Below are 8,985 nucleotides of genomic sequence, written 5' to 3'. Positions count from 1 at the left end.
TCCCGCGAGTGTCCAGGTTCTGTCTCAGCGATCCGGTTCCATGAAACGGCGTTGGATTTCACAAACCCCAGCTCAGAAGCCTGTACCTGACCAGGCGTCAGGTGGGGGAGTGACCAGCGCGGGAGTCGGCGGAGCGCGCATTCGCGTGGGCCCTGGAACCGGTCGAGCGGACAGCCACCGTGTCGGCGGGCTGCCCCGGACGGCGACGGTCAGCGCCTGGCCGCAGGTGTCGAGCAGGTGCTCTTCTGCGGCTGCGCCATGTGGGCGCGCGCGTGACCGGAAGCGATGCCGCGGGCAGGCAGCAGCGGGGCCCGAGGGCCCCGGTTGCGTACCCGCCGGGACGGCGCGTCAGAGCACGGCGAGGCGGTCCGCCAGCAGTTCCACCCTCTGCTCGCTGTCCTCCGGCAGCAGCCGTCCCGCCCGGGTCAGGGTCGCGATCCCGTGCAGGGACGCCCAGAACACCTCGGTGAACAGCGCCGGGTGGACGCCGTCCCCGGCGACCTCGCCGAGGCACTCCAGCAGGGCGGCGAAGGCGTCCTTGAGGGGCTCCGGGGTGTCCTCCTGTGCGTACGCCAGGCCGCCGTCGAGCTGGAACAGGGCGTCGTAGACCGCCGGGTTGCGCTCGGCGAAGTCGAGGTAGCCACGCGCGAGGGCGGTGACCCGGGCGCGCGGACCGTCCGCGGCGGCGGTCGCGGCCCGCAACGCGACGGCCATCTCGGCAGCGCCCTGGAGGGCGACGGCGCCGATGATCTCGCGCTTGCCGCGGAAGTGGCTGTAGAGGACGGGCTGGCTGTACTCGATGCGCTCGGCGAGCCGGCGCGTGGTGACCGCGTCCCAGCCCTGCTGCTCGGCGAGTTCACGGGCCGTCGCCACGATGAGGCGCTCGCGCTCCGCTCGTTCCCGCTGCTTTCGTTCCTGTACCGACATGATTCGATCCTAGCACCGCTAGACAATGGAGCGGCAGTAGTACTAGCGTTACCTCGACAGCTAGCAACGCTAGATATCTGGAGGGGTCGTCATGCTCGACGCACTTGAGGTCGTCACCACCGTGGTCGTCGGCCTGCTGGTGGGGGTGGAGTTCTCCGTCGCCTTCGTCATCAACCGGATCCTCGACGCCCTCCCCGGCGACGCCGGCCAGCTCGGCCGAAGCCACGGCGGCCGGATGCTCGGCGCCGTGATGCCGTTCTGGTACATCGGCTCGGTCGTCCTCGCCGCGGTCTGGGCCATTGTCGGATGGGGTCACCACGGCACCGGACTCGTCGTCACCGCCGCCGGACTGCTGATCGTCAGCGTGATCATGTCGCTGCTGCTGCTCGTCCCGATCAACAACCAGGGCAAGACATGGACCCCGGAGAACCGGCCCGAGGACTGGAAGAAGCTGATGAACCGCTGGGACCGCTGGCACTACGCCCGCGTTGCCGTCCTCATCGGCGCCTTCGCCCTGCTGGTCGCCGCCCTCGCCTGATGTCGAAGTCGTTCTGACATGCGCTGGTTTGCCGCTGAATGCCGACAGCTTTCGTCCTGTCGGGGGGAACAGCTGCCGCTCACCTCCCACAACTGCGATCCCGACGAGCCACGCCCCTCGATCGGCCGCGTCCGCGCGGCCTGATCGGGCTCTGCACGACTCGGCAAGCTCCACGACGCTCACCAAATTGGCCAAGAATCGCAAGGAGAAGATCAATGTCGCTGAAGATGACCAACACCGTCCTGGCCGCCGCCTTCATTCTCTTCATCCTCTGGTTCGGGACGGAGTTCATCCTGAGCCCGGAGACGACGGCGCCGGGCTTCGGCCTGCCGATCCGGCCGTCCGGCGACGGCGACGGCTTCCTGATCATCAAGGGAATCCGCGACGTCGTCCTGGCCCTGGTCCTGGGCGTCCTGCTGGTGACGGGCCACCGCCGGGCGCTGGGCTGGGTGCTGCTGGTGGAGTCCCTCGCCGCGTACGGCGACATGGCCACCGTGCTGGCCCACCACGGCTCCGTGGCCACCGCGCTCGGCATCCACGGCCTGACCGCGACACTGATGGTGGTCAACGGGCTGCTGATGATGCGCGAGACCCGCAAGGTCGCGACCGCTCTGGCAACGCCCGCCCCGCCTAGTGCTGTGACCGCATAGGTTCACCAGGTTGGAGCGGCCTCGCCTTCACCGCGCAGGCTGTGGGACTGGAGCACTCGCGCAGGGGAAAACGGCGCGACACGCAAGTGTCACCGGAGGTCGGGTGAGGCCTGACGTCGGGAGAGAAGCAGCCTGCGCCGTTGTCGGTCGATTTCGGTGACGACGACCGTGACCTCCTCGCCAACCTGAAGGACGTCCTCCGGAGTCTCCACAGGCGTCCAGGTGAGCTCTCGAAGATGAACCAGTCCCTCAATGCTGTCGGCGACCTGAACGAAGACGCCGAACGGGACCAGCCTGGTAACCCGTCCTTGCAGCTTCTGGCCCACCGCAGTCCCTTCGACGAACGCTGCAAAAGGGTCTGGCTGCATCGCTTTCAAGGACAGCCTTGCCTCTCCGTTCCAGTCGTCGAACTGGAAAAACTCGCATGAGACGTGCTGCCCGACCCGCACGACGTCCGAGATCGCTTCGACATGCTGCCACGACAGTTCGGCGACCGTGATGAACCCGACGCCGGGGAAGATCGGGTGGTCAGGGCCGTTGTCCAGCGACACGAACACGCCGAACCGTTCGATCGCCGCGACTGTGCCGGAAGGATCTCTCCGCGCCGACGCGATGTCAGGAACGCCCAGAGTTCCGGGTTCTCGGTGGCGGTCATCGCCAGTCGGACCCGGCCCTCGTCCGGGTCAACGGCCGTCACTTCAGCGGTTATCCGCTGGCCGACCTCCACGGCCCCAGCCAGGTTCCAACGCCAGGAGACGTCTGCCCGCCGGACGGTCCCCAGCGGGCGCGCAGAGAACCCGTCCAGGGTTACCGCCACCCCCTGAGACCGCGTGATCTCTGCGACCGTCCCGCTGCAGAGGTCACCGACGTGGATCCCGGCCAGGAAATCCCGAGAAGCCTGATCGTCCGGCACTGCCCCCATACCGTCCAGCCTCTCATGGGAAGCCATGCGCCACCCCGACGTCCTGGGCGCCCAACGACGCGAACGCGCCCGTGTCCGCAGGGAGAAAGGCATCCGCTGGGGTGGGAGTCCCGCCGTCGTGTGACCGGTCAGCCCGGCAAGGTCGGGTTGGTCAGCAGCACGGGTCAATCTCCTTCGGACCGTAGAGGGCAGCGGCCTCTCCTGTGATCAAGGCCCAGTAGCGGTCTCCGAACGACCAGTGCCACCACTCCGTTGGGTAGTTCACCAGCTCCACGGCCGTGAGCACAGTGCCCAGCAGTTTCCGGTTGGTGCGGGCCTCCTCGCTGATGTTGGCGGCATGGGTGTAGCAGGCGCCCTCGCTCTCCTCCGGGTCCGCGTTCATGCGCGTGCCCAGGTCCAGTTCGTGCCCGTCGGCGTCAGCCAGGGTGAGGTCGACAGCTGCGCCAGCGCTATGCGGAGCAATGCCGGGTGGTGACACATAGCGGCTCGCCGCCGAGTGGATCTGCTCGGCGGACCAATCGGGGTGGGCAGCTCGCAGTTGATCGGAGTACTCCTCGAAGTACTTCCGCTGAAGAGAAGGAGGCCGGTACCCCTCAACGAACAGCAGCCGCAAGCCCTGCGGAAGCATTGCCTGGGCCTTGACCAGCCGTTCCAGCACGCCCTCCCGCAGGTACGCGAAGACGTCTGCCGGATCCTGCTCGCGTGTATCGACCAACAGCGAGTCGCCGCGGCGGACGTCCACAAGACGTTCACCGCACTCAGCAACAGGTATGGCAGCGACTTTCGCGTCCGACATCAACACGATCTCAGTCATGACGCGATCATTCCGCAGGACCCGCCCCGGCGAACCTTCCCGGTCACGGCACTAACCAGGCCACGGGAGGGGCCCACCACGTGAACCGGACGACGGTGTCGTTCCAGTCCTTGTCCGTGTCGTCCTTGGCACAGCCTTGCCGTGTCGCGACAACGAGGATGGAGTGCGTGGCCGGCGGGGCCGAACACCGTGGCCCGGCCATCGGACGGACGACCCGGGCGCGGCTCCGTACCTACCGGAAACCGAGGTGCGTCTCTGTGCCGGCCAGCTCGACGCCGGCGGCCCACAGGTGAGCGGCGACGGCTGGATCGGCCATGTGGGGCGGGACGGGCTCACGCCGTGGTGTGCCGCGCAGGCCGAAGACCCGGGGCCCCCACAATTGCCCTCCCTGCACCTCCGCATCAAGGACAGCACGGACGACGGGCCATGCTCCGGCCTCCTTGCCCTGCACCAGGAGGCCGGCGGGCAAGGCGCGCAGCCGTTGGCCGGGGGTTGTCACGCGTACCGGCGGGCGGGACGGGGTGAGGGAGTCCAGTGCGCCGCCGGGGTGGGCCACCACACTGAGCACCGTGCTGCCCACGGCGCGCAGGCGGCGATCGAGTTCGAAGCCGAAGCACATCTGCGCCAGCTTCGACCGGCCGTAGGTGCGCTTGGGCCGGTAGTCCCGGGTCGACTGCAGATCGTCCAGGTCCAGCCGCTCGGACCGCGCCGCGAAGCTCCCCACCGTCACGATGCGGCCCGCCGGCGCCGCGGACAGTACGGGCGCCAGCCACTGGGTGAGCGCGAAGTGGCCGAGGTGGTTCGTGCCGAACATCAGCTCGTGGCCGTCCCCGGTCTCCCGACGCGGCGGGTCGTCGAGCGCGACCCCCGCGTTGTGGACCACCGCGTCGAGACGATCGAGGTCCAGCCCGTCCACGGCGGCCTTCAGGGACGGCAGGTCGGCGAGGTCCAGCCGAAGCTGCCGCACGCGCGCCCCGGGGACGCGCGAGCGGATCGAGGCCATGGCGGCGTCGGCCTTCGCGGCGTCCCGGCTGCCGAGCACGACGACGGCACCGGTGGCGGCAAGCTGTTCCGCGACGAAATAGCCGATCCCTGCGTTGCCCCCGGTGACCAGGAAGTTCCTGCCCTCGGCGGACGGCAGCCGGTGCACGTCCCACGGCCGGCTCTGGGATGCGGAAGACACGATGACGGACTCCTTGCGTTCGGGGGCGGCGTGCTCATGGGGAACACCGACCCGCCCAAGGTCGCAACCTCCACCGACAGACCCTCGACAGGTCACGCTCACCGCCGACAGGCTTCCGACATCCCTCCGGAGAACCGCGGAAAGCGAGAAGACTGCTGCGCCACGCCCGGTGCAGACTTGTTCCGGGCCCGGATCACGTGATGGGCCGCAGGCTGCGGAGCGTCGTTCTCCGTACTCCTCGGGGAGGATGAGGGCATGGAGCTGCGTGGGGACGAGGTCGAGCTGCGGCCGGTGGCCGACGGCGACAGCGAGATCCTCGAAAGAGTCGTGAGGGAACCGGAAGTCGCGGCGTGGTGGTCGCCCCCGGACGGCTACGAGCGCATGCTGGCCGTCGTTTTCGAGGGCGAGGTCATCGGCGCCGTCCAGTTCGACGAGGAGACCGATCCCGAGTTCCGCCACGCGAGCATCGACATCTTCCTGACGGCGAGGCACCACGGGAAGGGCCTCGGTACCGATACGGTGCGCACGCTGGCCCGGTGGCTGGTGCGGGAACGCGGTCATCACCGGCTGACCATCGATCCGGCCGCGGCCAACTCCGCGGCGATCCGCTGCTACGGCAAGGTCGGGTTCAAACCCGTGGGAATCATGCGGGCGTACTGGCGGGACCACCGGACAGGCACCTGGCAGGACGGTCTGCTGATGGATCTGCTCGCGGACGAGCTGGTCTGACGCGGACGGCCGTGCCGCCGGGGCTCCGCCGCCACGCGGCAGCCCCGACTGGCCCTGCGGCCGTGCCCGGCAGATGCCCTGGTCCGGGGCGCGGGCCCCGCTCGTATGCTCGGGTTCATGACCGATCCTCAGCGCGGACGTCCGACGACCAATTCCATGCGGCGTGCCCTCAAGCGGGCCCGCGACGGTGTCGCTCTCGATGTGGCCGAGGCCGCCGTTCTGCTCCAGGCGCGGGGGGAGGAGCTGACCGACCTCGCCGCTTCGGCCGCCCGGGTGCGCGACGCCGGCCTCGATGCGGCGGGGCGGCCGGGGGTGATCACGTACTCCCGCAAGGTCTTCATCCCGCTCACCCGGCTCTGCCGCGACAAGTGCCACTACTGCACCTTCGTCACCGTGCCCGGCAAGCTGCGGCGCGAGGGGCACGGGATGTTCCTCTCGCCCGACGAGGTGCTGGACATCGCCCGCAAGGGCGCGGCCATGGGATGCAAGGAAGCGCTCTTCACGCTCGGTGACCGGCCCGAGGACCGGTGGCCCGAGGCGAGGGAATGGCTGGAGGCCGAGGGGTACGACGACACCCTCGCCTACGTACGCGCCATGGCGATCCGGGTGCTGGAGGAGACCGGGCTGCTCCCGCACCTCAACCCGGGCGTGCTGAGCTGGACCGACCTCCAGCGGCTGAAGCCCGTCGCGCCGTCCATGGGCATGATGCTGGAGACGACGGCGACCCGGCTGTGGTCCGAGCCCGGCGGCCCCCACCACGGGTCCCCGGACAAGGAGCCGGCCGTGCGGCTGCGGGTGCTGGAGGACGCGGGGCGCTCCAACGTCCCGTTCACCACCGGCATCCTGATCGGCATCGGCGAGTCCTACGAGGAGCGCGCGGACTCCCTCTTCGAGCTGCGCAGGACCGCCCGCGCCTACCACGGCATCCAGGAAGTCATCGTCCAGAACTTCCGCGCCAAGCCGGACACCGCGATGCGCGGCATGCCGGACGCCGAGCTGGAGGAGCTGGCCGCCGCCATCGCCGTGGCCCGGCACATCCTCGGCCCGTCCGCCCGCATCCAGGCCCCGCCGAACCTCGTCGACGCCGAGTACGCGCTGCTCATCGGCGCCGGGATCGACGACTGGGGCGGCGTCTCGCCGCTCACCCCGGACCATGTGAACCCCGAGCGGCCCTGGCCGCACATCGACGAACTCGCCGAGAGGACCGCCGAGTCGGGTTTCGAACTGCGTGAACGGCTCACCATCTACCCGGAGTTCGTCCGGCGCGGCGAACCGTGGCTCGACCCCCGCCTCCTCCCGCACGTCCGCGCCCTCGCCGACCCGGAGACGGGACTCGCCCGCGAAGGCGCCGTCCCCGCCGGGCTGCCCTGGCAGGAACCCGACGAGGAGTTCGGCGCCGGCGGCCGCACCGACCTGTACCGCACCATCGACACCGAGGGCCGCACCGGCGACCGCCGCGAGGACTTCGACGAGGTGTACGGGGACTGGGAGGCGCTGCGCGAGGCCGCCGCGCCCGGCATGGTCCCGTCCCGGATCGACACCGATGTGCGCGAGGCGCTGAGCCGGGCCGCCGACGACCCGACGAAGCTCACCGACGAGCAGGCGCTCGCCCTGCTCCACGCGGACGGCCCGGCCCTCGACGAACTGTGCCGGATCGCGGACACCCTGCGCCGCGACGTGGTCGGTGACGACGTCACCTACGTCGTCACCAGGAACATCAACTTCACCAATGTCTGCTACACCGGCTGCCGGTTCTGCGCCTTCGCCCAGCGGCGCACCGACGCCGACGCGTACACGCTCTCCCTGGACCAGGTCGCCGACCGGGCCGCGCAGGCGTGGGACGTCGGCGCGGTCGAGGTCTGCATGCAGGGCGGCATCCACCCGGACCTGCCCGGCACCGCGTACTTCGACATCGCGCGGGCGGTGCGCGAGCGCGTCCCCGGCATCCATGTGCACGCCTTCTCGCCCATGGAGGTCGTCAACGGCGCCACCCGTACCGGCATGTCCATCCGTGACTGGTTGATCGCCGCGAAGGAGGCCGGGCTCGGCTCGATCCCCGGCACGGCGGCCGAGATCCTCGACGACGAGGTCCGCTGGGTCCTCACCAAGGGCAAGCTGCCGACCGCGACCTGGCTGGAAGTCATCAGGACCGCCCACGAGGTGGGCCTGCGCTCGTCCTCGACGATGATGTACGGGCACGTCGACCAGCCCCGCCACTGGCTCGGCCACCTGCGGACCCTGGCCCGGCTCCAGCAGGAGACCGGCGGCTTCACGGAGTTCGTCACACTGCCGTTCATCCACACCAACGCACCGGTCTACCTCGCGGGCATCGCCCGCCCCGGCCCGACCGACCGCGACAACCGGGCCGTCACGGCCATGGCCCGGCTGCTGCTCCACCCGCACATCACCAACATCCAGACCAGCTGGGTCAAGCTCGGCACGGAGGGCGCCGCCGAAATGCTGCGCTCGGGCGCCAACGACCTGGGCGGCACGCTGATGGAGGAGACCATCTCCCGGATGGCCGGGTCGGGTTACGGCTCGTACCGCTCCGTCCAGGACCTGGTCGCCATCGCGGAACTCGCGGGGCGCCCGGCGAAGCCGCGTACGACGCTGTACGGGGAGGTCCCCGCGGAGCGGGTGGCGGCGGCCGAGGAGTCCGACGGGCACCTTCCGGAGCTGCTTCCCGTACTGCCGGACTGAGGCGGCTCAGGAGGCGGGGGCGTCCGGTCCGGAAGAAGTGTCCGGGCCGGGCGCGGGCCAGAAGTCCGTCGTGTGCGGCGTGCCGTCGAGGGCCGCGTCGACCCGGCCCCGGATGTACGCCCCGGTCATCGGGCAGTCCAGGGCCTTGTCGGTGCGGCAGCCGAGCATGTGGGTGAGGACGGCCACGGCGCGTTCGAGCTTCGCCATCCGGTCCAGCATCGCGTCCCGCTGGGAGACGATGAGGGCGAGCCGGTCCGCGACGTGCTCGCTGTCGACGATCGCACTCGTCTCCGCGAGCGTGAGCAGACCGTCCTCGTGCCACAGCTGTGCGTACGCGAGAGCGGCCAGATCCTCGCGGGTGTAGTGGCGGACCCGGCCCCGGCGCTCGCTGTGCCGGACCAGGCCGCGCTCCTCGTAGAACCGGAGGGCGGCCACCGAGATCCCGAACGCCTCCGCGACCTCGCTGATCGAGTACAGGTCCTTCATGGGCACCTCCGGCCGACGCCCCCACTTGCGCTCAAG

The 8,985-nt window shown here is 70.0% G+C and carries 9 protein-coding genes and 1 pseudogene; 5 read left to right on the top strand and 5 right to left on the bottom strand.

Annotation, left to right across the window (positions count from 1 at the left end; genetic code table 11):
- Positions 1 to 348: 348 nt before the first annotated feature.
- Positions 349 to 927: a TetR/AcrR family transcriptional regulator gene (locus AB0D53_RS38425; protein WP_362454007.1), complete on the bottom strand. Its 579-nt coding sequence runs from the start codon at positions 925 to 927 to the stop codon at positions 349 to 351.
- 91 nt (positions 928 to 1,018) lie between these two features.
- Between AB0D53_RS38425 and AB0D53_RS38420 the strand changes: the two genes are divergently transcribed.
- Together AB0D53_RS38420 and AB0D53_RS38415 are read left to right on the top strand one after the other, a co-directional pair.
- A complete protein-coding gene (locus tag AB0D53_RS38420; protein ID WP_362454006.1) occupies positions 1,019 to 1,465 on the top strand; it encodes a DUF1772 domain-containing protein in 447 nt (148 codons plus the stop codon).
- A gap of 215 nt (positions 1,466 to 1,680) precedes the next feature.
- Positions 1,681 to 2,115, top strand: coding sequence for a DUF4267 domain-containing protein (locus AB0D53_RS38415; protein WP_362454005.1), 435 nt, complete (start codon positions 1,681 to 1,683; stop codon positions 2,113 to 2,115).
- Positions 2,116 to 2,204: 89 nt separating this feature from the next.
- On the opposite strand, the gene AB0D53_RS38410 is transcribed toward AB0D53_RS38415, so the two are convergent.
- Positions 2,205 to 2,666, bottom strand: coding sequence for a S1 RNA-binding domain-containing protein (locus AB0D53_RS38410; protein WP_362454004.1), 462 nt, complete (start codon positions 2,664 to 2,666; stop codon positions 2,205 to 2,207).
- A 399-nt stretch (positions 2,667 to 3,065) separates the two neighbouring features.
- On the opposite strand from AB0D53_RS38410, the pseudogene AB0D53_RS38405 reads away from it, so the two are divergent.
- Positions 3,066 to 3,161: pseudogene (locus tag AB0D53_RS38405) on the top strand (IS630 family transposase); the annotation flags it as partial.
- Between the two features lie 27 nt (positions 3,162 to 3,188).
- On the opposite strand, the gene AB0D53_RS38400 reads toward AB0D53_RS38405, so the two are convergent.
- Together AB0D53_RS38400 and AB0D53_RS38395 are read right to left on the bottom strand one after the other, a co-directional pair.
- A complete protein-coding gene (locus AB0D53_RS38400) occupies positions 3,189 to 3,851 on the bottom strand; it encodes a M15 family metallopeptidase (protein ID WP_362454003.1) in 663 nt (220 codons plus the stop codon).
- Positions 3,852 to 4,083: 232 nt separating this feature from the next.
- Positions 4,084 to 5,034: an SDR family NAD(P)-dependent oxidoreductase gene (locus tag AB0D53_RS38395; protein ID WP_362454002.1), complete on the bottom strand. Its 951-nt coding sequence runs from the start codon at positions 5,032 to 5,034 to the stop codon at positions 4,084 to 4,086.
- 255 nt (positions 5,035 to 5,289) lie between these two features.
- Here AB0D53_RS38395 and aac(6') point away from each other — a divergent pair, with 255 nt between their 5' ends.
- Entirely contained in the window at positions 5,290 to 5,763 is a 474-nt protein-coding gene (gene aac(6'), locus AB0D53_RS38390) for an aminoglycoside 6'-N-acetyltransferase (RefSeq protein ID WP_362454001.1), read from the top strand.
- 117 nt (positions 5,764 to 5,880) lie between these two features.
- Positions 5,881 to 8,463, top strand: coding sequence for a bifunctional FO biosynthesis protein CofGH (locus AB0D53_RS38385; protein WP_362454000.1), 2,583 nt, complete (start codon positions 5,881 to 5,883; stop codon positions 8,461 to 8,463).
- 6 nt (positions 8,464 to 8,469) lie between these two features.
- On the opposite strand, the gene AB0D53_RS38380 is transcribed toward AB0D53_RS38385, so the two are convergent.
- Positions 8,470 to 8,949, bottom strand: coding sequence for a MerR family transcriptional regulator (locus tag AB0D53_RS38380; RefSeq protein WP_362453999.1), 480 nt, complete (start codon positions 8,947 to 8,949; stop codon positions 8,470 to 8,472).
- Positions 8,950 to 8,985: the final 36 nt, after the last annotated feature.

Source organism: Streptomyces sp. NPDC048295 (assembly GCF_040652135.1).
In the GTDB taxonomy this organism is placed as follows: domain Bacteria; phylum Actinomycetota; class Actinomycetes; order Streptomycetales; family Streptomycetaceae; genus Streptomyces.
The sequence above is the reverse complement of the archived record's forward strand: the minus strand, read 5'-3'. Positions and strand labels throughout refer to the sequence as shown.

Excerpts from the sequence above, each read along its gene's own strand:
- AB0D53_RS38420 (WP_362454006.1), top strand. The coding sequence starts at position 1,019 with ATGCTCGACGCACTTGAGGTCGTCACCACCGTGGTCGTCGGCCTGCTG.
- AB0D53_RS38415 (WP_362454005.1), top strand. The coding sequence starts at position 1,681 with ATGTCGCTGAAGATGACCAACACCGTCCTGGCCGCCGCCTTCATTCTC.
- AB0D53_RS38400 (WP_362454003.1), bottom strand. The coding sequence starts at position 3,851 with ATGACTGAGATCGTGTTGATGTCGGACGCGAAAGTCGCTGCCATACCT.
- AB0D53_RS38425 (WP_362454007.1), bottom strand. The coding sequence starts at position 927 with ATGTCGGTACAGGAACGAAAGCAGCGGGAACGAGCGGAGCGCGAGCGC.
- AB0D53_RS38385 (WP_362454000.1), top strand. The coding sequence starts at position 5,881 with ATGACCGATCCTCAGCGCGGACGTCCGACGACCAATTCCATGCGGCGT.
- AB0D53_RS38380 (WP_362453999.1), bottom strand. The coding sequence starts at position 8,949 with ATGAAGGACCTGTACTCGATCAGCGAGGTCGCGGAGGCGTTCGGGATC.